Below are 23,099 nucleotides of genomic sequence, written 5' to 3' on the forward strand. Positions count from 1 at the left end.
TTCTCCAGATTAATCAGAGGTTCCCTCGGTTAGTGTCTTGCACGCTAGCGCAGCGAGCTGGCGCTGATAGTGCCGTTCATTTGTGCCAGACGGATGCCGTCCAGGGTGTCATGTATCACCTGATTGATCCGCAACCAGTTTTGGCGCACTGAACAGCTGCGTTCCTGTTGGCACATACCTTTGGCGTAACTACATTCAGTCAGCGCAATTGGACCTTCCAGGGCATCAACCAGATCAGCAATCGAAATCTCGTCTGCCGAAAACGCCAGCGAGTAACCGCCTTTCAAGCCACGCTGGGAGGTTAAAAATCCCTCCCGCGTCAGGATTTTCAGGATCTTGCTCACTGTCGGCAGCGCAACCCCGACATTGACTGCAATCTCGGTGGCAGACTGCATTTGCTGCGGGGTTTTTGCCAGATAACTCATAATGACGATGCCATAGTCCGTCAGCTTGCTCATTCGCAACATGCTACACCTCAATATGCTATATAGGACAATTGTAGTCCTATATAGTTCCGATGCAACCACTTACAGAGAATGGTTTGCAATCGTCAACAGGTCAAAAGTGCTTTGCATGAAGAACTGACCTAATGAATTGGGTTATATGTAAATTTGCAGCAAGCCAAATAAACGCAACGAGCCGCGGGGAATTACACCCGCAGAGATTAAAAGCAGTTTCTACATTATTAGTAGATGATCCTCACCGGCTCATATCATAATCGGGAAGATTTGCTATTATTGAAAAGTCACTGGACGACACACCACGCAAGTAATCCATCATTTTTCGTATGATGAAACAGCGTTCGACACAAACGCTGTAAACAAACTCCATTATTGGTCACTTACCAAGGAGGACGGCCATGAAAATTCTTGTCGTTTATTATTCTATGTACGGACACATTTTAAAAATGGCAGAGGCTGTTGCCGAAGGTGCCAAAGAAATTTCAGGTATAAATGCCGAACTTCGCAGAGTACCCGAAACCCTGCCTAATAACGTTCTAGATAAAATGGGCGCCTTACAGTCTGCTGAGCAACAAGCACACATTCCTGTCTGCACAGTTGAAGAACTTGGTGCGGCAGATGCGTTGGTATTCGGCACTCCGACTCGCTTTGGCAACATGTGCGGCCAAATGCGTCAGCTCCTGGATGCCACTGGCAAGCTTTGGTTAAGCGGCGACCTTGTCGGCAAGGCAGGCAGTGTTTTTACCAGTTCGGCGACACAACACGGCGGACAGGAATCCACCATTCTGAGCTTTCATACAACACTTTTACATCTCGGCATGGTTGTCGTTGGCCTGCCCTACAGCTTTCAGGGTCAGATGCGCACTGACGAAATTACCGGCGGTTCACCGTATGGCGCGTCCACCATTGCTGGAGGTAAAGGCGAACGCATGCCCAGCGATAACGAATTAGCGGCCGCGAGATATCAGGGCAAGCATGTAGCGACAATTGCCTCGCGACTCCGTGGCTGAAGTGGTCGATGACTGAGCCCTAAGCTCTCCGGGTTTGGCGCGGACAGACAAAACTTAAGGAGCCAACCATGAATACTCTACGCAAACTAAAATGTGAGGCCTGTCAGATCGGCGCTCCCTTGGCAACGCCAAAGGAGATCGATGAATATATGCAACAAATTCCTGATTGGACAATTGTTGAAATTGACGGCGTTAAGCGTTTACGCCGGACATTCACCTTTAAAGATTTCAAAACAGCACTGGCATTTACCAACAAACTCGGAGAACTCGCCGACCAGGAAGACCATCACCCTGCGATATTGACGGAATGGGGCAAGGTGACGGTCTCATGGTGGAGCCACAAGATAAAGGGGCTGCATAAAAATGATTTTATTATGGCGGCCAAGACTGATGCACTTGTGTGAATACAGTTTTACAAAATCGTGAAGCACCCGGCTATAGCCGTAGTTAATGGTGCATGCGGCGCACCCTACGACCTGCAAACATAACCACAGGAGCGGCTTTGCCGCGATGATCGCGCCAGAGGCGCTCCTATTTCAGATATCCTTTCATCAGCCGCTGCATCGCCGTTTCATCGAAGTTAAAATCGGCTGTAATCGCTTTAATCTTGTTTAATGAACGTTGCAGGCGTTGCAAATTTTCCCGTTGCCAGCTTGAATCCGGCACACGCCGCTCGCCTTTATCAAAATCTATCAAGAAGACTTGCCCGGCCTCAGCCAGCAAAATATTCCGCGCGTTCAAATCGGCGTGAAAGATACCCGCGTCATGAAAGCGTCGAATCGTGCGCCCAACAATTTTCCACTGCGATTCAGGCAAAGCGGTTTGCGCCAATCGATCTGCCAAGGTCTCAACGTTCGGTAGCCGCAAGGTAATCAGATCGGCGCTATAGCACAGACCATGACGCCGCACCCGCGTCGCGACTGGCCGCGGCACCGGCAAACCTTGCTGATACATCTCTGCCAACAGATGCCATTCGCACCAGGCGCGGGTTTGTTCCAAACCAGTCCAAAGATAACGATCGGCACTGAGTTTAGCCATCCAGCCGCCACGCCGATAACGACGCAATACATACTCATGATCTTGGTAGCGAAAGATGCATGCCGCAGCGCGTCCTTGGGCGCTGCTCACCATAGCGTTCGAATTTCGCCAATATTCCAGCTCAAAGAAGTCAGCCGCTGGAGCCGCAATCATCGCCGCATCGAACAGGATGAAGCTGTCACCTTGCTTAATTTCTTGGGCGTCGATATTCATGAATTGGGTAGAAACCTCTGACAGGCGTCAAAAACCTGCGCTGGGGTGATATCGGCAATCAGTTTAGTCGGTGATTGCACGATTTGATAACGCTCAGCAGGCACATAAGCACCGCTGTCTTCCGGATTAGTGCCACCGAACAAGGCGACCAGTGGTGTCCCCACTGCGCCGCCGATATGCATCGGCCCGGTATCGGTGGTGATCAACAGATTCATACGCTGCAGGATAGCTTTATAACGCTGAAAATCCAGCGGTGGGGTAAGCATGGTGATTTTACCTCCGCTCGACTGCACGATTTCTTCACCAACAGCTGCTTCTTCTGGCATCAGATCCATAATAATGCGCAATTTCAGCTTATGTTCTTCCCCATGGGCAACAAGCAACTTGGCCAACTCGGCAAAGGCGATTGCTGGCCAGCGGCGACCGGTATCCATGTTTCGCCGCCATGCCACCTTTTTCAGGCCGCTATAAGTGGGATGCATTCCGATCACAAACGTTTGGTCGTCAATCCCAGCGTCAGCCAGTATTCCTCGTGCCTTGGCGCGCGCCTCCTCGGTAACCGGCAGAGTCAGCCAATATCCATCCATCGGCTTATTAACTGCATGGGCAACGACATCCAGACAGCGACGGGCATAGTGAGCCTCGGGCTGGCTCATGTCGATGCAATGGCCACCGTCATCAGCGGCCTGATAAAACGGTGCAAAACTGGGATTAAGCTCAAAACAAAAGGCACTGTCGTAGCCCGTCGCCTGCACCTGTTTCAACAACCGCTTCAGATGTAACCCGGCCAACAGCGCCTTGCGATCATGGAGGAGGAAAGTCGTCAGTCGCGGCGAAAAACCCTTAAACACCCGCTGGCCATCGGCGCTGGTCAACAAGTGCAGCTCAGCCTCGGGATATTGGTCCAACAGCGCCCTTACAGCGGGCGTGATCATCAGCATATCGCCCACTCGGCCCACTCGAATCACCAGCATTTTCAAACGATTAGTTTCCTCTCTGAAGTCCGGCCAGTCATCGGCGACGCCCTAGCCCCTGACGGCACCGTCCCACCGAGGGTGGCTCACCCGAGGCGCAGAGCAGGGGCCCCTCCTCCACCTCTCGGGGCGGCTGGTGGCCTTTTCAGCGACCATCCAGTAACATTGCGCCCTATTATCACCTATATATCTACGAAATAAAGACACCATGAATCTAACCACTGAAATTTCGGTTGGGGAATTCCTCGACAAAATTACCATCCTCGAAATCAAGGCCGAACGCATCAGCGATCCCGCCAAACTCAAAAACATCCATACCGAACTCAACACCTTGCGCCAGACCTGGGCCAAGTCGCCATTTTCAAAACACAACATCGCCGCCGAAATCGCTCAGCTTAAGGCCATCAATGAAAAACTGTGGATCATCGAAGATGACATCCGCGATAAAGAGCGTGATGGCACCTTTGATCAGCAATTTATCGAGCTGGCACGCGCCGTGTATGTGACCAATGACGAGCGCGCGGCGGTCAAGCGTACGATCAACGTCAAGGTCGGTTCGGCATTGGTGGAAGAAAAATCCTATGCCGATTATCGGCGCAAGAGTTAATCCCGTCATATCATGAAACTACCGTTGGCTGCAGCGCCAAAAAATATTTGCCTGCTGCGTCTCTCTGCCCTTGGCGATATCAGCCATACGTTGCCCATCGTCCGCACGCTGCAAAAACACTGGCCACAGACCAAGATTACCTGGGTGATAGGCAAGCTGGAGCATCAACTTGTTTCTGATATTCCTGACGTTGAATTCATTGTCTTTGACAAGAATGCAGGACTCTGCGCTTACACACAACTGCGCCAGCAAATGAGTGGCCGCCGCTTTGACGTGTTACTGCACATGCAAATGTCTTTGCGCGCCAGCCTGGCCAGTCTCTTGATTTCGGCTGACATTCGACTCGGGTTCGACCGCAGTCGCGCCAAGGATTTGCAATGGCTATTCACCAATCGACGCATCGCGACCAAGCCGCGGCAACATGTGATCGACAGTTTCTTCGCTTTCACCGAGGCCCTCGGCATCGAAGAACATGTTTTGGAGTGGAAGATCCCGATCCCGGCAGTGGCCTGCGAGTTTGCCCATCACTGCCTGCCGGATAACGGGCCAACCCTGGTCATCAGCCCCTGTTCCAGCATGAGTTACCGCAACTGGACCGCCAAGGGTTACGCTGCCGTCGCCGACCATGCAGCCAGCGTTTATGGCATGCAGGTGGTCCTGTGCGGCGGCCCAAGTGCCATTGAACACGATTATGGTGCCCAGATTTGCGCCACCACCAAGGCGCCGGTAGTGAACTTAATCGGTCAAACCGGGATCAAAGAGCTATTGGCCGTACTGGCGGCTGCCGATTTGGTGATCGCCCCAGACTCCGGCCCGGCCCACCTGGCCACTGCCGTTGGCACCCCGGTGATCGGTCTGTACGCCACCACCAATCCGGACCGGGCCCGTCCCTACTTGAATCCCGATCTCGTGGTCTCCAGGTACCCGGAGGCGGTTCAGGCAAAATACGGCAAACCGGTGGCCGAACTACCCTGGGGTATCCGGGTTCGAGATCCGGGCACTATGGAACGCATTCAGGTGGCAGATGTATGTGCCGCCATCGATCGGGCCGTAAACAAATATTTATCAAGAGCAAAATCAGAACATGCCTCTCATTCATAGTCTCAAATCCCTGCGCCTGATCCTGGCGCCGATGCTGGCCATCATCGCCGTCCTGACGTTGTCGCGTCTCGGTCTCACGCTATGGCAATTTGGCCGGGTGAACGATACCGGTAATTTTTCCTTTATCTTCATTCAGGGGCTACGTTTTGATCTGATCATGCTGGCCATGATCCTGATCATTCCGGCCTCGCTGACACCGCTGTTCACAACACGCATCAGCCTGTTCAACTTCTGGAAAAAGTTCTTCGTAATTTATATCACCGCATGGTTCACCTTCATCATCTTCATGGAGCTTTCCACGCCATCGTTCATCAATCAATACGACTCGCGCCCAAATCACATTTTTGTCGAATACCTCAATCACTACAAAGAAGTATCCTCGACACTGTTGGCGCAATATCCTTTGCAACTATTGATCGCCGCCATTCTGATACCGCTTAGCACCCGTTATTTTTTCCGCTTCATGCACAAACAATGGCGCCTGGAGCACCCGACCCGGATTCTGCCGTCGCTGCTGCTGGTTCCAGCACTGTTTTTCAGTTTCGTCGCCCTCGGACGCTCCAGCCTTGACCATCGCGCCGCGGGACCCGCCACGGTCTATCTCACCCAGGATTCAATGGTCAACGAGCTACCACTGAACTCTGCGTACACTGTGCTGTATTCAATTTATTTGGCCAATTTCGAGGCCGAAGGCGGCTTCAAATTTGGCCATATGCCTGCCGAGCAGGCCATCAAAATCGTCAAGGCAGAAACCGGCTTCCCTGAAAGCGCATTCATCAACCCGGCGCTACCAATGCTGCACAAACAACAGGCCACGGTAACACGCGCCCGGCCACTGAATTTGGTCATTGTACTGGAAGAAAGTCTGGGCGCTGAATTCGTCGGCCGTCTCGGCGGCCTGCCACTCACGCCCAATCTCGACAAGCTTGGCGATGAAGGCCTGTGGTTTGAAAACCTCTATGCCACCGGTACCCGTTCCATTCGCGGCATCGAAGCCGTCAGCGCCGGCTTTCCTCCCCTCCCGGCGGGCGGCGTTGTTAAACTCAACAACTCGCAAAAAGATTTCTTTACCATCGCCCAAGCATTAAAGGAACAAGGTTACGACACCGGCTTCATCTACGGCGGCGACGCCAACTTCGACAACATGCGCCGTTTCTTCATGAGCAATGGCTTTAAACATGTCACCGATCAGAACGACTATCCGAACCCTGTATTCAGGGGATCGTGGGGCGTGTCTGATGAAGATTTATTCAACAAAGCTCACGAACAGTTCTTGCAACAAGGCGATAAACCATTCTTCAGTTTGGTATTCACCTCATCCAATCACTCGCCGTTCCAGTTTCCAGATGGCCGGATCGAGCTTTACGAACCAGAGAAAAACACCGTCAACAACGCCGTCAAATATGCCGACTATGCGCTCGGTCAGTTCATCGCCCAGGCGCGCAAAGCGCCCTACTGGAATAACACACTATTTTTGATCGTCGCCGACCATAACTCCCGCGTCTACGGTAACTCACTGGTGCCTATCGAGCGTTTCCATATCCCTGCGCTGGTTCTCGGGGCCGATATCAAGCCGGAAAAATACACCAATATCGCCAGCCAGATTGATCTAGACCCGACGATATTGTCGTTACTCGGCGTTTCCACCATCAATCCGATGCCCGGCCGCGATCTGACCCGCGCCGAGGCGCGCGCCCTGCCTGGCCGCGCTATTATGCTGTTCAATACGCTACAGGCATATATGGAAAGTGACCGTGTCGTGATCTTGCAGAAAGATCTGGCCCCGAAGAGTTTCTTCTATCGAGATGGGAAATTGACTGAGACTGAACAGTTCAACGAGCTGGTCGACAAAGCGCTCGCTTATCCGACCTTTGCGCAGACGGCGTATACGGAACGGCAGTATCGTTTACGGTAGGGGCGATTCACGAATCGCCCCGCGTTAAACCCATATAAGGGCGATTCGTGAATCGCCTCTACTTGCGTAACACCGCAACAAAATTCCCGTCCGCCTCTTCAAAAGGTTTCTGAACGGCTTGGACATCACGAAAACCAACACGCCGCGCCATCATCTCCAAACTTTTTTGATTAAACAGGTGCAAATGCTCCAAAGGCTTTAATGCGCCCCAATGGCAACCACCACGCTTGGCCTGTTCGCAGGCCGCATCTGGCGTTTGGATCACAAAGGCACCCCCCGGCTTGAGAATGTCAAAAATCCCGCGCATATCAGCAACCACATCCTCAAAATGTTCGATTACATCGATTGCTGTAATTAGTTCGAAGGTATTGTTTTCAAATTTTGGACGAACATCAACAAAACGGCCGCAATAAATATGCTCACGATACTGTTTGTAGGAATTACGAAATGGCGCCGACAACTCCGGCACCAACTCACAGCCATATACATCCCAGCCCTGTTTGATGCCATGGGCTAACAAGTAACATTTGTTACAGCCAATATCCAAATACTTGCCAACGGAATTCACCTGCTGGGCAGCAAAACCAAAAATCGTCTCCGCCCGTGCCATCGACTGAGTAAAACTGCGATCATGATGAAAGCGCCGAAATGGCGAAATCAATTTACGGCGCAGAGACTTTAACAAGCCGCCGCTATAAGCCTTGTAGATTTTATCGGTGCGCTCCAGTTCGTCGATATACACCAATCCACAGAAACCACACTTAAGATAATGATAGCCCTTCATGTCACAATAACTACGTACATGATCACAGCTCTGACAAACAACACACGCCCTAAACACTATAAAACCCCTTAACTATCATATTGTTGAGCAATTATTAAAATTATTGGATTCGACCTTCGAACGCAGCACAAGTATAATACCAGCATCAACATTGCACACTGCTTCCGTCTCAAATGCAAGATCACACCCCCCCTAAAGCGAGCGTAATTATCGCTGTCTATAAAGATGTCGAGGCGCTTCACTGCATCCTCCTGGCGCTAACCCGCCAGACGGAATCCCATTTTGAGGTGATCGTTACCGAGGATGGAGGCTGTCCAGCCATGGCCGACTACATCGCCAACCAGGCACCACGCTCACTTAATTTACGGCATCTGACCCAGGAAGATAAAGGCTTTCGCAAAACCCGGGCCGTTAACCAGGCTATCGCTAACGCTCAAGCTCCCTATTTAATCTTTATTGATGGCGACTGCATCCCCCACTCGCGCTTGATAGAAATGCACCTGCGCCACGCCGAGTCCGCCCGTATCTGTACCGCGCGCCGAGTCTATCTTGGCCCCAAAGAATCCACCAAAATCAGAAAATCACCAAATCTCGCTCAGCAATATGAAAATAGAATGTGGTTTTTCTTACACACCATACCATTGCATCGGGATGGCATCCGCGACTATGAGGTCGGATTTGCTTCAGCTTTTCTACATAACCTTGCCAAGAACCGCCAACTGGGCATCATGGGTTGCAACTTTTCCTGCTACAAATCCGACATCGAGAAAATTAACGGTTACAATGAAGACTTACCGGGTATCGGCGGCGAAGATGACGATCTGGAATGGCGATTCAATGGCCTCGGCATGTTCACCAAGAACATCAAGTTCCAGGCCGTAACCTACCATCTCTATCACGAGAGTCGGCGGCAGGATGCCGAAGTCAATATGGCCATCAGTCGCCGTAACCGGGAAAACAAGGAGTTTGTTTGCAAGAATGGGATTGTAAAGCTTGCCACTTCTTAAACCTTTTTACGCGCAATCACAAAGAAAGAAGAGCTAGAATATATTAAATTCTGCAACCGATAAAGCCAGTACCGAACCCCACGGGCATTACCCACCGTCGATTTTGCACCATTCATCGACAGCACCATCTCAAACCCACAAAGCTCGAGCAAACGACGCATTGACTGCGGTGAATAATAAAACACATGGTGATCTGAGTCATAGTACTTGCCCACTCTGCCACGCTTCAGACCCAATTTTTCCATTAGATACTTAACTCTGGCAGACCAAGCGTGAATATTGGGGACACCAATATAAATGTAACCGCCGGGCACCAATAGATTCGCCAGAATCTTAAGATCACGCACCGGATGTTTGAGATGCTCGACCACATGATGCGCATGTATTAAATCGAATTTTTGATCCTGCCAATCCACGCCATCCAATGGACCGCACGCAATATTAATCTTTAGACGATCACTAACTCGTGCCATGGCGTCACAATCCACGTCATAACCAACCACTTGCCAACCATGACGCATTGCAAAATCCGCAAAATTTCCATTGCCACACCCGAAATCGAGCACTCTGCCAGGACGCTCAAAATACCGGTCAATAAAAACCTGCTTTGCCCGGTTGGTTCGCTCCTGTGAAGCAGCGATATCTTGCCCAGATTCTCCACCACCATAGTATCCGGCGTAATAATCTGCCAGATATGCATCCGCATATACCGGATTCATAAACTGGACGCTGCACGCACGGCAGCGAAAAATTTGGTTGCCTCTGAAGTCCTTTATCAATAACTGGATTTGCTTATCGCCACACGCGGGACACGCCGTATAGGTATTCTCATATTTCATCAGTCACTCCAGCATGCGGCACTATTAAAATTTGTATATAATACACATAATTTATTCTTATCCATACAGCCATGGCATCTCCGCTAATCTCCGTCGTACTTATCACCTACAACGGCCAAAAACATCTGCGACAGCAGATTGATTCTATTTTTGGACAAACGTATAAAAAGATTGAGATTATCGTTTGTGACGATTGTTCTACCGATGAAACTCCTTTAATTCTCAGCGAATACCGACACAACCAAAACTTCAAAGTCTGGATCAATAACTCAAACCTGGGGTTCCGTAAAAACTTCGAACAGGCCTGCTGCAAAGCCAGCGGACTATTTATTGCTCCAGCCGATCAGGACGATATCTGGCTACCTAACAAACTCGAAGCTATGATCAGCAAAATTGATGATAACACCCTCATCTATTCTAACTCACGCCTAATGAGTGAAGACGGCCAACTTCTCGATACCACACTTGATCAACGTTACTCGATAAAGTTTGTCGACGGGCACTGTCCTCGGTCTTTTTATCTTGGCAATTGCGTGGCAGCGCATACCATGCTATTCAGGCGCGAGATCGTTGAATATATTTCGCCTATTCCTGATACCTTATTTCACGACCAATGGGTGGCTTTTATTGCTGCAACACTTGGCACAATCAAATTCCTGGATCAACCACTGATACATTATCGCCAACATGCTCAGAGTGTAACGGGGAAAGCAAGTGAGCCCACCACCATCAACTTCCACCAGCGTTATAAAAATAAATATCAACGCCAGAAGCAACGTCTAGACAATAAAATATCATATCTTCAACAGATGCTAGATCTGCAAATCAGGCTAGAACAACCCGATCCATTGCTCCAAAAGTTAATTGGCTATTACAAAAAACATGAAAAGCACATCATCAATTGGCCCATACTCAGACTATTAATCGCCAATCGAGACCAGCTCTTTGCAACATCTCCACGTAACCCAATTCAGCTCGCCATAAAAGAAGCTGCGGGACTACGCCTTTACAAATCGTTACCTTAAAACTCTAGCGAGGACTCACACGACAACCAAATTGTAGAAACATGGCATCTGACAACCAGCCAAGGGTTAACGCATTCACAACTCTCGGCGTCCGATGAGTAGTCCGATTTATTCCCTTTAATATCTGAACATTAAACCCTAGCCTCACAAACATCTCGCGTATGCTCTTTTCAGTAAAAAATCGGAGATGGGTTCTATCCAAAATCCCAGCGTCCTCATAACGCCACTGCTTCTTGAAAAGCATGTTATATAGATTTGTATAATGTCTAACATTCGGAATCGAACATACAATGACGCCACCAGATACAAGCTTCTCTTTGAGCCGCGTCAGACACTCTTCTGGATCAATGAGATGCTCGATCACATCGTTCATCACAATACAATCGAAATATTGATCTGGCAGATTATCCATTTGCGAGATCACATCGCCAAGCAACAACTGATCTAATCTCTCAGCCGCCACACCAGCGGCTAGCTGATTGAGCTCAAGCCCCCAAGCTTCTGCGCCGGTCAATCTCTTCACTGCTTCGGCAAAGCCGGCCTCACCACAGCCGATCTCAAGAATTCTCTCTAGCTTCTTAGGCAAGAACTCCAACATCTCACCACGCACACCTTCGTAGTAGCGTCCTAGCTCATATTGCCCTGACGACTCGACCGTTCTGACCATATTTAGAAATCCTTACCCTTCAGCTTGCAATACCGCAAATACCAACCTGACGTTTTCTTCCTGAACTGCATGGGTGTCGTGCCGGGAAACATTGTTATCCGTCGAACTCGCATCCGATCATCTACCATAGCCACCGGCCCGGAAACAGTCCCCACGCCAAAGGCATAACCGGTCTCTCTGACCGAGATCACGTTTCGTGGACCATATTCACCATAAGGATAGGCAAAAGAGACCACCTCCGCCCCTAATAACTTCTCCAATACCTGTCTCGATTCGCGAATCTCATAATCTGCGAGGACGTCACTCAATTCGGAAAGGCGAGCGTGCGTCATTCCATGAGAGGCAATCTCGACTAAGCCACTATGATGGCATGCGAGAACCTCAGCATCATTCATCAGTGGCGCCTCCGGCTCACCATCGGCCATATCCCAATAGTTATTGCGAATACCACGATCCCCGAGCACATAAATCACTGCGCGGGCGCCATAACGCTCAAGCAATGGCAGCAGGTTTTCGAAATTGTCTTTGTACCCATCATCAAATGTCAGAATGACTGGTTTTTTCGGGTGAGCGCCATGGACAATATCCTTGAATGTCACAAACTCAAATCCACGCCGCTTCAGGCTGATAATTTGCGCCTCAAGCTCATCGACAGTGACATAAATATTATGCCTGGACCCCGCGGGCGGCAGCTTCAGCACTCGGTGATAAGTAAGAACAGGAATTTCTCTAAAGCGAGCCAAATAATCATCGATAATCGCTTCTCGATAAACTGCAATCACTTGTGGATATACCCGGTCAATTGCATAATCACTCAGGTAGTCACGATAGTGTTCCAGTGGAACGCTCAACTGGCCATTAAGCATTTTTTCTAAATCCCGCAACAGCTCTGCACCAGTCCATGTGTGTAGCAAATCACAATCACCAAAGTTGGTCGCTTTCGCGATAGCGATGGTCTGTTCATTAACGGGACCGATATAGCGGTTCTCACCGACAGCAATCACCGGATAGCCAGCACGCATCGCCTCTACAGCAACCCGACCAGCACCGATGATGACATCATTCTCGCGGAAGACCTTATTTACATCCGGCACAAACCCCAGCATTTTGACATTACCACCCGGATGCAACTGCGGCGAGGTCTCCACAGGACCGCCCACAATCGTGAATTCGACGTCCGGCATCTGCGGCGCCACTTCATTCACAATCCTGGTGGCGATTTCCCCCTTCGGCCCCGTAAGCCGACCAATCCATGCAACCCTACTCAAAGCCATTACGGATTACTCTGATATCGGCATCAGTGATATTGAGTTCCTGCCGCAAATGATCGGCAAGATGTTCACAGACGACGATGATATGACGGCCATAGATATTCGTTTTACGCTTTGCCGCATGCCGACTTTGCCGCCCATGCACGGTGGACACATACCCCACGCCCGCAATTTTGGCGACGATATTCGCCAACCAGCTTGCCGCCCGTGAATGCGCATGAATCAGATCAATGTTTCGACTGCGGCAGAGTTTGACCAGGCAAACGATATTACGCAGCCGATTGAGTAACGAACGATTGTGTATCGACATCGGAATATATTCCGCCTCAGCCTGCACGGTCAGTGTATCGGAGACGATGTAATTGTGATGTCCGTCGGCGACGAGTTTACGACATAGCGTTGCCACATAGACCTCGGGGCCGGTCAGATGTGTTTGCGACATGAGGTGTAAAATATTCATTCAACTTACCCTGCCAACACGCGTTGCGCAGCAGCGTACACACGCTCCACAGCAGGCACGCTGCCATCTGCGTTAAAGGCGACTTCGTGCCCGCCATAGCGCGGCCAATAGCGGAATACGGGTGTCACAAAGAATATGCCAACCGTCGGTGTCTCGCAGGCGATGGCGATGTTGCGAATGCCAGTGTCATTACTGATGAGCAAATTAGCGCCTTTGACTAGCGATACTGTGGCCGGAAAATCGTCCAGCCGCATACCCGTCACATTACTGCGTCCCGCCTGTGGCGCCATAATTCGACCAATGGATTCCCACTCCGCTATCCCTTCCAGCACAATGTGCTCATATGTGGGATAGGTATCGGCCATACGCCCGACCAATTCTGCAAAACGTTCATCCGGCCAGCATTTCTCGCGTGTCGATGCACTTGGAAAATACAATGCATAGGGGCACGCACGCTGCGCAGGCTCCACCGACATTCCGAAGCGGGGCGGATATTGATAACAATGACCAAAGACACTCAGCATCTCCAGCATGTTTTCCGCCTCAAAACGTAAGTCTGAGCGCGGAATCGTGACATCATAAAAAAGGTGACGCTGAATTTCATGATAGGGAAATCCTACTTTAAGCTTAGCCCTCGTCAGCTTACACAACCAGAATGAGCGCGCTGTCGCTGCCAGATCGAAAATAATATCCTGCTCACCCAACTCCCGCGCTCGCGCAATCTGAGTCTTGAGCGACGCCTGGCGCTGGTCATTTCCATACACCACATGAATTCGATCTACAAGATCCTCCGGCGCACCACGGGTGTAGTTGCTACATAAGCTTAGGGTCAATTGCGCATTAGGAAATAATCGCCGCAACTCAAGCAGAAAGGGCCTGGTCAACACCATATCGCCAACCGCGGCGTGCCGGATCACAGCCACATGGCGAACATCCTCAGGGCATACGCTTGCCGCCCATGCCACCGCCCGCTGTCGGCACCATGCCCCACTCTTAAACCAGAATTTCATCCCTACCTCATTTAACAATGGCGCATAGGCGCCGACCGCAGCACCACGTATAATCTTCTCGATAATGTGCACCGATCTCAAAAAAATCCTTGTCATCCGCAACGACAAACTGGGTGATTTCATGCTCAGTTGGCCAGCCTTGGCACTACTGCGCCAGGCTTTGCCTCATTGCGAAATTCACGTCCTGGTGAACAGCTATACTGCCGATATGGCGCGGCTGTGCCCATCAATCAATCAGACAATCATTGATCCCGGCCCGCAGGCTCCCTGGCTCACCCAGTGGGCTCTGGCACGATCTCTTCGCGACGAAGGCTATGATGCCGCCGTAACCCTGTTTTCTACTACTCGCATCGGGGCAATCCTGGCGCTGGCAGGTATCCCTTACCGCCTGGCCCCTGCCACCAAAATCGCGCAGATATTCTATCATGTGCGACTGACCCAACGGCGCTCACGCTCGGAAAAACCCGAATTCGCATACAACCAGGACCTGGCGCTACGCTTACTTGGCGATTTTGGCATCACCTCCGGGTCGCCACCTACCCCGCCCTATTTACGCTTTGCGGAAGAAGAGCTGACACAGTTGCGAAATGATTTTTGCCTTAAGCATAGATTGGATTCAGACAAACTGCTGGTCTTTATCCATCCAGGCAGTGGCGGTTCGGCCAACAACCTGAGCCTTGAACAATATGCTCAGCTGGCACAAACCTTACACTCCTCGCAGGGACATCAGATCATTATCAGCACTGGTCCCAGTGAACTCGCGCCGGCTCAACAACTCGCCGCCAAGATTGGCGATATGGCCGCTTCAATTTACCACTCCACTGCCGGGCTCGAACAATTCGCGCGCCACATTGCGATTGCCGATTTGTTTATTAGTGGCTCCACGGGCCCCTTGCATATCGCGGGGGCACTTGACCGGCCAACAGCTGCGTTTTATCCCCGGCGCCGCTCGGCTACTGCACTACGCTGGCAAACCACCAACAGAGAATCGCGACGATTAACTTTCTCACCACCTGAATCGGCGGCGAAAGAAGATATGAGCAGCATTGACATCAAGGCTGCCGCACATGAGATTAGCAATAAGTTACTGAGCGTCGGCCAACCATAAATTCAGAGTCCCTCTCTACAATCTCTGACAATAGCCAGAAGCTCATTCAATACATCCTTGGCATTTCGATTACTAAACTTTTCGCTCGAATCAAGGTAACGTCTTTTATTTTCAGGCCGCAGAACCTGCAACTCCACAAATTCAGAGAACACCTTATGCCTGGTCTTTGGCGCCATACTATCGCTCCCCTTCGCCAACGCTTCAGAGGCATAAATGATGGAATCGCCTGTTATCCGCTCATAGCGATTAATTAAACTGGATCGCTTCACTATCTCACGCAGCATGCTTTTTTCTGACACTCCATCACACTCGGCTGCACGCGCGACAAGAGCCTTGTATAACCTCTGAAAACGCCTTATTTTCTCATTGCGACTGATTGTCGGCTTCAAATCATCTTTTGTCGCATAATTTGATTTCAAAATATCAACAAACATCTGACAACTCATATCTTTATTATTTGACAGATAATAAGCAGGCAACTCTCTCAATATATCGCGCACACAAAATACCGCATCCCAAGTCACCCCGTCTTTAATGTTATACAACCCCTTTGACGATTTAACCTTTTCAAAATATGAATACACCTCAACAAACTCCATAAGAATATTATTTATCTCTTTGTCTTTCTGGATTTTTGAAACCACATTCATGTTGAACCCAATCCTGTACAGGATCAATTCATGCTTTTTACTTAGATAAGTCTCTTCAAATAATTTTAGCGCCTCATGATCTTTATAATGCTTAATATTCTCTTTTTTCCCCGATATAAGATACTCGGTAATCTGTGCAAAATTCTGCACGATGTATTTTGCCTTGTTTTTCTGCTCGGTAATAGTTGTAGACATCCTATCAACATCGTCATAACGATATTCATGGTGATATAAACCAAACTGCCGTACTGAGCCATAATCTATGATGCCACCATCCGTTAGAATGTTATCTCCGTCCCAATCCATCCAGCAGAATATATATTCCACTTCAAAACAGGCAGCCGCTTCCGCAAAGGAAATAGCGAATTTTTTAAGAATATCCTGATATTTTCTTTTGTCACCAGAAAGCCTCTCGCACTCACCGTTAGCGATCTGTCTCTCTATAAAATAATCCATCATCCCCTTTAACCGAGGATAATCATCTTGCTTCAAGTAGCGGAAAAAGTGGGCTGGCCGCAATAGGTTTTTACCCGCCCTGACATTGATCGATGTATCGTCAGCGAAGGAAATCACCGCCAGCGTCCGTTCTGTAGATATCCCGTTTTTGTGCATAATCTCGCTCATCATGGCCGCACAAAGACCATCGATAAAATCCGAACGGCCTGAACCATAGGAGACATTGGGGTCGCCTGTTTTAACCAGTTTGTTTCCCAACACTACCGCAGGACTAAGACAAGTCGTCCCTGTCCCGCAACTTGTCACGTCCCAGATGCCATCCTTACTTTCAAAACAACCATTCCAAATACTACGCCCATCACCAGACGTGTATCCCTTGGTGCTTGGATGTTGTAGTTGTAAATAGCGCGTCGCCATGTATTTATAGGGACGGATATCCTTTTCGGCAATCGGTGTTTTATGAGCGATGTCATACTCATTTATGATCTGCAGCGAAAAAGTGTAGAGAATTGCTTCTTTCAGTTCTTTATTGAGCTCATGAGGATGCGATTTGGTAATTAATCCCATTTCCTTGGCCAAATCGAAATTGAAATAAAACACCTCGCCGCCGGGCCTGGTATACGCTGCATAATCAACATACCCATCCGGCACTGCATCTCGATAGGGGTGACGCCCGTCGATTTTCAAAAAGCGGGAGTACACACCAAAATCCTTCGCATTACCGGTAGCCATAATATTAAGCCCACCCAACAACCTCAGATGTTATTTATATCGTTCATCTAAGCATTTGACTTTAATGGACAAAGACCACCCAACAAGCCTCCTCCAAACAAAAGTAGCGTATATATTTCAACCAGCGCTTAACTCGCCACCAACAGTGGAGCTAACTCATTGTATTTTATTAGCTTATTGAATGAAGAAATGGATTAACGCATCTGGCGTGGGAGATCGACAATGAGACCGGATCCGAGAACATCTCAAGAGTGGAGGATCGCAATCAGGAAATGCGCGTCGCTTTAGAAGGTTGCTGCCGCGACCACAAATCAGCATATTTGACGAAGGTCGAATGCGCCGATAACAGGGCCATCAACAGCCCCTGTTTCCCGTCGAGAAAACCGACCTTGATAAAGTACATGCGCATGAAACAACCGATTCCGTGCAACACGCCTGTCAGCAGCGAAGTGCTTTTGCCACGCTGCTGTCTTTGCGTAGCAAACTCGGCCGCATAGCGCGCCGATTTGACGAGATAGTGCTCGAGATCGCGGTACGTGAAATGCAATAAATCACCTTTCAATTGTTCAAATTTAACGTCAGCGTCAAAATACAACTTCTCATGCACCCGTTCTTCACCATAGCGCGCCTTTTTACGCGCATACAGGCGCACCTTCGGAGCAGGATACCAGCCGCCATGCCGCAAGAAGCGGCCAAAACACCAAGGCAAAATTGCCATCGAGTAGGCGACATTACGCTGATCGCCTTCTACCGCCGAGCGTATGCTGGCCTCCAATTCTGGAGTAACTCGCTCGTCAGCATCGATCATCAATATCCAATCACCAGTAGCTGCGTTCTGAGCCCGCTGCCGCTGCATGCCGTAACCCTGCCAATCGGCATTGACAATGATCTTGTCGGTATAGCGCCGCGCAATTTCTACCGTTCCGTCGCTACTACCACCATCCAGCACAACAATTTCATCGACGAATGACAAGCTGGCGAGGCATTCGCCGAGCATCAAGGCCTCATTCTTGACGATCAACACTGCTGACAGCCGCGCCACTTAATTCTTCGCTCCCTGGAACCGGCTGACATGCCAGGTCATGAATATCGCCATGCATAAGAGAAAGATCGAGGTGAAATTTCCCATAATGAACGTCGAGGCATCGGTCAGGGAAAATACGATAAATCCCACAACATGTGTCATCCCAATTAAAGCCGTTGCAGGCGATTGGCGATGGGTTTTGATGAAAAAATAAAGTGGATAACACAGCATGCCCGCGAAAAATATAAAGCCAATCAACCCCCGAGACATTAGCGTCTCCAAAAATGCATTATGGGGATGCCCATGATCGAGTACCGCCGGATTAACTTGTCCGGCCTCAACATATTTCTGCGCATATATCTTGAAATGCTTATTCCCCACGCCTACCACAGGTGACTCCATAAACGCGCGCAACCCCACCTGCCATAATTCGAAACGCGCCCCGGCGCTACCCATGATGCGATCCGACGGCTTGTCTGCCTCTACATAAATAGCCGTTTCGTTAGTCGCCTCGTCCACCCGTTGCTTAACATAAGCTGACTCGTAATAAACGCCTGCCGCACCCGACAACACTAAGCCAACCATCAACATCCGCCAGCTGCGCTTTACCGCCAATGCAGCCCACAGTAGCGCCATCGCCAACAGACCGAGATACGCCCCGCGTGACCCTGACATCATCACCGCATATAGCGCCGCCAACAGCAATATCGGTACACCCCACTTCATGCGCGGCCATATGCTGACACTGCACAAAATCCATACCGCTGCCAGCGCTGCCACCGGCCCCAGCAGATTAGGACTGTAGAAACCTTGCGCTCGATAAAGATGCAAAATATTCATGTCATAGTACGATTGCACCGCCAATGTGATCGCCGCTAACGCCACGCCCCCTAAAAGATATTTTCCCGCCTCTGGAAAACGACGTAGCATCAGATAGAGCGGTACGGCGAAGAGATAACGAATATCGACTTCGATGGATTTTGTCTGCCCCTCATCCCAACCATTTGCCAGCGCTGAAAGCAAAAATGACCCAAAAAATCCGACGCAGCAGATCAACCAGATCTTTTCATCTTTCAACAAAGGCGCCCTCTCGCGGGAACGAAAGACATCCCATAACGCGGTAAACGCCAGCAAGGCGAAAATCGTCGTATACCAATGGCTAACGCTCACCCCTGCAATCGGAAACAAAAACACCAGCGCATAAATCCAGCGCGCCTTCCATGCTGAAATTCCGCTACGATCACCCGCAAACATCACTACCGACATCGTTGTTTACACTCATCAAATACTTGTTCTACTGTAATCTCGCGCAGACAACGATAATGCCCCAATGGGCATTCCCGCTCGAAGCAGGGACTACACTCCAGATTTAAATAAATTACCTTTGCCCGTCCCGTTAATGGCGGCGTGTATCCGGGCGAGGATGAACCATATACCGCAATCAGTTCCCGTTCCATAGCTGCTGCGATGTGCATCAAACCCGAGTCATTGGTCACAACCAGCCGCGTCAACGCAATCAGATCAATGGCATCTTCCAAACGCGTCTTGCCTGCCAGATTGATCACCCCTGGCGCAACTGCCTGGATTTCATCGCACACCGCCAGGTCCTTGCTCGAACCAAACAACCAGACCTGACACCCAAGCCCTGCTAATTTTTCGGCAAGTCGCGCAAAATACTCTGTCGGCCAGCGCTTCGCCGGACCGTATTCCGCTCCCGGCACAAAACCCACCACTGGCCGCTCCAGGTTCAACCCCAGTTGCTCAAGCAGGCGTTGCTGGTTTACCGCATCGACCGTCAATCGCGGCGACTCGACCGCTGGCGGCAAGGGTGCTCCCACGTCCAGCCCCAACGCGACATAACGCTGCACGGTTTGGGTCAAGATACACTTGTCCAGCGGCCGCATATCGTTGATTAAGCCATAACGCCATTCGCCGCGATAGCCTATACGGCGGGGAATTCGCGCAAAAAACGGGACTAAAGCGGCCTTAAAGGAACGGGGTAAAATAATCGCCCGGCTGTATTTCTCGCCTCGCAATGAATGTCCTATGCGTCGTCGCACTCCCCAGCCAAACTCGCCATGCCCCACCGCTAACTCAATATGCTGCCGCACCTCGGGCATGCGCCTCAACAGGGGCGCCGACCAAGCTGGGGCCAGGACGTCGATGACCGCACCGGGGGCTCGCCGCTGTAGCGTTTTGAACAGGCTCTGCGCCATCACCATGTCGCCGACCCAGGCGGGGCCAACGATCAGGAATTTTTCGACAGCCATTGCATGTATTCGGCAACGCCTTCTTCCACCGTTTTGAACGGTGCCGTATAACCTGCGGCGCGTAATGCCGCCATATCGGCCTCGGTGAAACTCTGATAGCGGCCTTTAAGGTGATCCGGGAAGGGGATGTATTCGATTTCACCACGCTGATGATGCGCAATCACCGCGCGCGCGACATCATTAAAACTCTGACAACGGCCGGTACCCAGATTGAAGATACCGGACTTATCCGGATGTTCCAGGAACCACAAATTCACCGCGACAACATCGCCGACATAAATAAAATCGCGCTGCTGTTCGCCATCGCCATAACCATCGCACCCAGCGAATAAACGCGCCTTGCCTTCCCTGATAATCTGATTATTCAAATGAAAGGCGACGCTCGCCATGCTGCCCTTGTGCTGTTCGCGCGGGCCGTAGACATTGAAATAACGAAAGCCGGCGACTTGCGTCAGCGCGCGCGGCAGCTGACGGCGCACATACTGATCGAATTGGAATTTGGAATAGCCATAGACGTTCAGCGGCTGCTCGTGCTCGGGCGATTCTTTAAAGATAGGACCTGCACCATACACCGAAGCCGAGGACGCATACAAATAGGGAATCTGCCGTTCCAGGCAATAATGCAACAAGGCCTTGGAATAATCGTAATTAATCTTCATCATGTAGCGACCATCCCACTCGGTGGTAGCGGAACACGCGCCCTGATGCAGAATCGCATCTACCGGTTTGCCGAAAGAGCGACCGGATTGAATATGCGTTAGAAAATCGTCTTTATCCCAATAGTCGGCAATATCGCAATCGGCGATATTGCGAAACTTGGTGCCATCCGTCAGATCGTCAACGACCAGGATATCATTGCGACCGCGTTCATTCAGCCCTTTGACGATATTGCTGCCGATGAAGCCGGCACCGCCGGTGACGATAATCATTTGGTTATCCTCTGTTACCTGATTTCTTGGTGACATCCCTTCCCCCTCTTAGGGGGAAGGAGTTTAAGTACTACGTATTTAGCCACCAATTAATAGTTTCCACGAATCACATCAATGATCTTCGTGGTCGAACACCCTTCGATGTAATCCAACACAATCACTTCGCCACCACTGTCCTTCACGCACTTACCTCCGGCGATCGCGTCCGGCTGATAATCGCCGCCCTTCACCAGCACGCTCGGCCGCACCCGGCAAATCAACCGCTCTGGCGTGTCTTCGCCAAACGGCACCACCCAGTCGACGCTGCCCAGTGCCGCCAGCACCGCCATTCGTTGCGGCAGGCTATTCACTGGCCGCTCCGAGCCCTTGAGCCGCTTGACCGAGGCATCGTCATTCACCGCCACGATCAACCGATCACCGAGGCGCCGCGCCTGATCGAGATAAGTAACATGCCCGGCATGGAGGATATCGAAACAACCATTCGTCATCACTACGCGCTCACCATGCGCCTTGGCGTCTTCGACCAACTGCACCAAGGTTTCTTCATCGACGACGCCACCTTCAATCTGATCATGCTCACTCAGTGCGCGCCGCAACTCGGGCACCGACACGCTGGCCGTACCCAGCTTGCCGACCACTACACCGGCAGCGACATTGGCCAGCGCCGTCGCCTCGGCCAAATCCTCACCCGCGGCCAGCGCTGCCGCCAGCGCTGAGATGACGGTATCGCCAGCACCGGTGACGTCATACACTTCCTGCGCTCGGGTCGGCAGATGCAGGGCCGGCTCGCCACGGCGCAACAGAGTCATCCCCTTCTCGCTACGCGTCACCAATAAGGCATCCAGCGCCAGCGAATCACGCAATGCCTCGCCACGAGCGACGATCTCAGTATCGTTACGGCAATGGCCGACAACGGTTTCGAATTCCGACAGATTCGGCGTGATCAAGGTCGCGCCACGATAAATCGTATAGTCCTTGCCCTTGGGATCGACCAGCACCGGCTTACCGGCGGCCCGCGCCTGGGCGATCAGTTCCTTGACGCCACTGAGCGTGCCCTTGCCGTAATCCGACAGCACCACCACATCGCAGCTTGCAAGCAACTTGCTAAACCGCTGCTGCAGGCCAGCGCCATCCACTTCATGAAACCCACTCTCGAAATCCACGCGCAGCAACTGCTGATGGCGACTCACCACCCGCAGCTTGGTAATGGTCGGCAACCCGGCCACCGGCTCGAAATGGCATTCGACCCCCGCACCCTCCAAGCGCCGCTGCAGGGCATCGGCCGCCTCATCCTGGCCAGTCAGTCCCAGCAAATCGACGTGGCTACCCAGCGCCGCGATATTGAGCGCCACGTTGCCCGCGCCACCCGGCCGCTCCTCGGATTCACCGACATGCACCACCGGCACCGGCGCCTCGGGCGAAATGCGCGAGGTAGTGCCGTACCAATAACGGTCCAGCATCAGATCCCCGACCACCAGGACCCGCGCGCGCTCAAAATTCGGGATACGGATTTTCATTATCGACAAACGCCTGATTATGGCCACTTTA

At 51.0% G+C, this 23,099-nt stretch carries 23 protein-coding genes; 8 read left to right on the forward strand and 15 right to left on the reverse strand.

From position 1 onward, the window contains the following. Positions 1–44 precede the first annotated feature (44 nt). Entirely contained in the window at positions 45–467 is a 423-nt protein-coding gene (locus tag HY272_07220; GenBank protein ID MBI3772473.1) for an SUF system Fe-S cluster assembly regulator, read from the reverse strand. A gap of 392 nt (positions 468–859) precedes the next feature. Between HY272_07220 and wrbA the strand changes: the two genes are divergently transcribed. Beyond that, a complete protein-coding gene (wrbA, locus tag HY272_07225) occupies positions 860–1,471 on the forward strand; it encodes an NAD(P)H:quinone oxidoreductase (protein ID MBI3772474.1) in 612 nt (203 codons plus the stop codon). 68 nt (positions 1,472–1,539) lie between these two features. Beyond that, on the forward strand, positions 1,540–1,875 hold the full coding sequence (locus tag HY272_07230) for a 4a-hydroxytetrahydrobiopterin dehydratase (GenBank protein MBI3772475.1): 336 nt from the start codon (positions 1,540–1,542) through the stop codon (positions 1,873–1,875). Positions 1,876–2,002: 127 nt separating this feature from the next. Here HY272_07230 and HY272_07235 read toward each other — a convergent pair whose 3' ends face one another. Further along, positions 2,003–2,722 (reverse strand): 3-deoxy-D-manno-octulosonic acid kinase, encoded by a 720-nt coding sequence (locus HY272_07235; protein ID MBI3772476.1) that lies wholly within the window; start codon positions 2,720–2,722, stop codon positions 2,003–2,005. Beyond that, a complete protein-coding gene (locus HY272_07240; GenBank protein ID MBI3772477.1) occupies positions 2,719–3,696 on the reverse strand; it encodes a glycosyltransferase family 9 protein in 978 nt (325 codons plus the stop codon). Before HY272_07240 ends, HY272_07235 begins: the two co-directional genes overlap by 4 nt. Positions 3,697–3,904: 208 nt before the next feature. Here HY272_07240 and HY272_07245 point away from each other — a divergent pair, with 208 nt between their 5' ends. From HY272_07245 to HY272_07255, 3 genes are read left to right on the forward strand one after another with little or no spacing between them, the layout of a single operon-like run. Further along, positions 3,905–4,303, forward strand: coding sequence for a hypothetical protein (locus HY272_07245; protein ID MBI3772478.1), 399 nt, complete (start codon positions 3,905–3,907; stop codon positions 4,301–4,303). A 12-nt stretch (positions 4,304–4,315) separates the two neighbouring features. After that, positions 4,316–5,404: a glycosyltransferase family 9 protein gene (locus tag HY272_07250; protein MBI3772479.1), complete on the forward strand. Its 1,089-nt coding sequence runs from the start codon at positions 4,316–4,318 to the stop codon at positions 5,402–5,404. Then, entirely contained in the window at positions 5,388–7,319 is a 1,932-nt protein-coding gene (locus tag HY272_07255; protein ID MBI3772480.1) for a sulfatase-like hydrolase/transferase, read from the forward strand. The genes HY272_07250 and HY272_07255 overlap by 17 nt, the downstream gene beginning before the upstream one ends. A gap of 58 nt (positions 7,320–7,377) precedes the next feature. Here HY272_07255 and HY272_07260 read toward each other — a convergent pair whose 3' ends face one another. Beyond that, on the reverse strand, positions 7,378–8,103 hold the full coding sequence (locus tag HY272_07260; protein ID MBI3772481.1) for a class I SAM-dependent methyltransferase: 726 nt from the start codon (positions 8,101–8,103) through the stop codon (positions 7,378–7,380). A 173-nt stretch (positions 8,104–8,276) separates the two neighbouring features. On the opposite strand from HY272_07260, the gene HY272_07265 reads away from it, so the two are divergent. After that, the gene (locus HY272_07265) at positions 8,277–9,110 is read left to right on the forward strand and encodes a glycosyltransferase (GenBank protein MBI3772482.1); all 834 of its coding nucleotides are present in this window, start codon (positions 8,277–8,279) and stop codon (positions 9,108–9,110) included. Here the strand turns inward: HY272_07265 and HY272_07270 are convergent. Then, complete coding sequence (locus tag HY272_07270; GenBank protein ID MBI3772483.1) at positions 9,107–9,949, reverse strand: class I SAM-dependent methyltransferase; 843 nt, start codon at positions 9,947–9,949, stop codon at positions 9,107–9,109. The genes HY272_07265 and HY272_07270 overlap by 4 nt on opposite strands. A gap of 71 nt (positions 9,950–10,020) precedes the next feature. Between HY272_07270 and HY272_07275 the strand changes: the two genes are divergently transcribed. After that, positions 10,021–10,974 (forward strand): glycosyltransferase family 2 protein, encoded by a 954-nt coding sequence (locus HY272_07275; protein MBI3772484.1) that lies wholly within the window; start codon positions 10,021–10,023, stop codon positions 10,972–10,974. Positions 10,975–10,978: 4 nt separating this feature from the next. Here HY272_07275 and HY272_07280 read toward each other — a convergent pair whose 3' ends face one another. Genes HY272_07280 through HY272_07295 form a run of 4 tightly spaced genes read right to left on the reverse strand, consistent with a single transcriptional unit; the run spans position 10,979 to position 14,463 of the window. Beyond that, the gene (locus tag HY272_07280) at positions 10,979–11,641 is read right to left on the reverse strand and encodes a class I SAM-dependent methyltransferase (protein MBI3772485.1); all 663 of its coding nucleotides are present in this window, start codon (positions 11,639–11,641) and stop codon (positions 10,979–10,981) included. Between the two features lie 2 nt (positions 11,642–11,643). Further along, positions 11,644–12,915 (reverse strand): polysaccharide deacetylase family protein, encoded by a 1,272-nt coding sequence (locus HY272_07285; protein MBI3772486.1) that lies wholly within the window; start codon positions 12,913–12,915, stop codon positions 11,644–11,646. After that, positions 12,902–13,372, reverse strand: coding sequence for a glycosyltransferase (locus HY272_07290; GenBank protein MBI3772487.1), 471 nt, complete (start codon positions 13,370–13,372; stop codon positions 12,902–12,904). Before HY272_07290 ends, HY272_07285 begins: the two co-directional genes overlap by 14 nt. A 5-nt stretch (positions 13,373–13,377) precedes the next feature. Next, positions 13,378–14,463 carry a glycosyltransferase family 9 protein gene (locus HY272_07295; GenBank protein ID MBI3772488.1) on the reverse strand — a complete coding sequence of 362 codons (1,086 nt, stop codon included), beginning with the start codon at positions 14,461–14,463 and terminating at the stop codon, positions 13,378–13,380. On the opposite strand from HY272_07295, the gene HY272_07300 reads away from it, so the two are divergent. Continuing rightward, positions 14,447–15,490, forward strand: coding sequence for a glycosyltransferase family 9 protein (locus tag HY272_07300; protein MBI3772489.1), 1,044 nt, complete (start codon positions 14,447–14,449; stop codon positions 15,488–15,490). The two genes, HY272_07295 and HY272_07300, sit on opposite strands and share 17 nt — an antisense overlap. A 2-nt stretch (positions 15,491–15,492) precedes the next feature. Here HY272_07300 and HY272_07305 read toward each other — a convergent pair whose 3' ends face one another. The 6 genes from HY272_07305 to hldE form a co-directional block, all read right to left on the reverse strand. Next, a complete protein-coding gene (locus tag HY272_07305; GenBank protein ID MBI3772490.1) occupies positions 15,493–17,328 on the reverse strand; it encodes a YdiU family protein in 1,836 nt (611 codons plus the stop codon). A 265-nt stretch (positions 17,329–17,593) separates the two neighbouring features. Then, the gene (locus HY272_07310) at positions 17,594–18,370 is read right to left on the reverse strand and encodes a glycosyltransferase family 2 protein (protein ID MBI3772491.1); all 777 of its coding nucleotides are present in this window, start codon (positions 18,368–18,370) and stop codon (positions 17,594–17,596) included. Continuing rightward, on the reverse strand, positions 18,371–19,618 hold the full coding sequence (locus HY272_07315) for an O-antigen ligase family protein (protein ID MBI3772492.1): 1,248 nt from the start codon (positions 19,616–19,618) through the stop codon (positions 18,371–18,373). Next, a complete protein-coding gene (gene waaF / locus HY272_07320) occupies positions 19,609–20,622 on the reverse strand; it encodes a lipopolysaccharide heptosyltransferase II (protein ID MBI3772493.1) in 1,014 nt (337 codons plus the stop codon). Before waaF ends, HY272_07315 begins: the two co-directional genes overlap by 10 nt. Continuing rightward, positions 20,601–21,551 (reverse strand): ADP-glyceromanno-heptose 6-epimerase, encoded by a 951-nt coding sequence (gene rfaD, locus HY272_07325; GenBank protein MBI3772494.1) that lies wholly within the window; start codon positions 21,549–21,551, stop codon positions 20,601–20,603. Before rfaD ends, waaF begins: the two co-directional genes overlap by 22 nt. Before the next feature lie 89 nt (positions 21,552–21,640). Next, positions 21,641–23,068 (reverse strand): bifunctional D-glycero-beta-D-manno-heptose-7-phosphate kinase/D-glycero-beta-D-manno-heptose 1-phosphate adenylyltransferase HldE, encoded by a 1,428-nt coding sequence (gene hldE, locus HY272_07330; protein MBI3772495.1) that lies wholly within the window; start codon positions 23,066–23,068, stop codon positions 21,641–21,643. Positions 23,069–23,099 lie beyond the last annotated feature (31 nt).

Source organism: Gammaproteobacteria bacterium (genome assembly GCA_016200485.1).
Classification (GTDB): Bacteria; Pseudomonadota; Gammaproteobacteria; order Tenderiales; family Tenderiaceae; genus JACQEP01.

Bases quoted from the DNA above. Each gene is read 5' to 3' on its own strand.
- HY272_07235 (MBI3772476.1), bottom strand. From the start codon at position 2,722: ATGAATATCGACGCCCAAGAAATTAAGCAAGGTGACAGCTTCATCCTG.
- rfaD (MBI3772494.1), bottom strand. From the start codon at position 21,551: ATGATTATCGTCACCGGCGGTGCCGGCTTCATCGGCAGCAATATCGTC.
- HY272_07220 (MBI3772473.1), bottom strand. From the start codon at position 467: ATGTTGCGAATGAGCAAGCTGACGGACTATGGCATCGTCATTATGAGT.
- HY272_07250 (MBI3772479.1), top strand. From the start codon at position 4,316: ATGAAACTACCGTTGGCTGCAGCGCCAAAAAATATTTGCCTGCTGCGT.
- HY272_07270 (MBI3772483.1), bottom strand. From the start codon at position 9,949: ATGAAATATGAGAATACCTATACGGCGTGTCCCGCGTGTGGCGATAAG.
- HY272_07280 (MBI3772485.1), bottom strand. From the start codon at position 11,641: ATGGTCAGAACGGTCGAGTCGTCAGGGCAATATGAGCTAGGACGCTAC.
- HY272_07255 (MBI3772480.1), top strand. From the start codon at position 5,388: ATGCCTCTCATTCATAGTCTCAAATCCCTGCGCCTGATCCTGGCGCCG.
- HY272_07245 (MBI3772478.1), top strand. From the start codon at position 3,905: ATGAATCTAACCACTGAAATTTCGGTTGGGGAATTCCTCGACAAAATT.
- HY272_07240 (MBI3772477.1), bottom strand. From the start codon at position 3,696: ATGCTGGTGATTCGAGTGGGCCGAGTGGGCGATATGCTGATGATCACG.
- HY272_07275 (MBI3772484.1), top strand. From the start codon at position 10,021: ATGGCATCTCCGCTAATCTCCGTCGTACTTATCACCTACAACGGCCAA.
- HY272_07285 (MBI3772486.1), bottom strand. From the start codon at position 12,915: ATGGCTTTGAGTAGGGTTGCATGGATTGGTCGGCTTACGGGGCCGAAG.
- HY272_07265 (MBI3772482.1), top strand. From the start codon at position 8,277: ATGCAAGATCACACCCCCCCTAAAGCGAGCGTAATTATCGCTGTCTAT.
- HY272_07315 (MBI3772492.1), bottom strand. From the start codon at position 19,618: ATGTCGGTAGTGATGTTTGCGGGTGATCGTAGCGGAATTTCAGCATGG.
- HY272_07290 (MBI3772487.1), bottom strand. From the start codon at position 13,372: ATGAATATTTTACACCTCATGTCGCAAACACATCTGACCGGCCCCGAG.
- HY272_07230 (MBI3772475.1), top strand. From the start codon at position 1,540: ATGAATACTCTACGCAAACTAAAATGTGAGGCCTGTCAGATCGGCGCT.
- HY272_07260 (MBI3772481.1), bottom strand. From the start codon at position 8,103: ATGAAGGGCTATCATTATCTTAAGTGTGGTTTCTGTGGATTGGTGTAT.
- HY272_07305 (MBI3772490.1), bottom strand. From the start codon at position 17,328: ATGGCTACCGGTAATGCGAAGGATTTTGGTGTGTACTCCCGCTTTTTG.
- waaF (MBI3772493.1), bottom strand. From the start codon at position 20,622: ATGGCTGTCGAAAAATTCCTGATCGTTGGCCCCGCCTGGGTCGGCGAC.
- HY272_07300 (MBI3772489.1), top strand. From the start codon at position 14,447: ATGTGCACCGATCTCAAAAAAATCCTTGTCATCCGCAACGACAAACTG.
- wrbA (MBI3772474.1), top strand. From the start codon at position 860: ATGAAAATTCTTGTCGTTTATTATTCTATGTACGGACACATTTTAAAA.
- hldE (MBI3772495.1), bottom strand. From the start codon at position 23,068: ATGAAAATCCGTATCCCGAATTTTGAGCGCGCGCGGGTCCTGGTGGTC.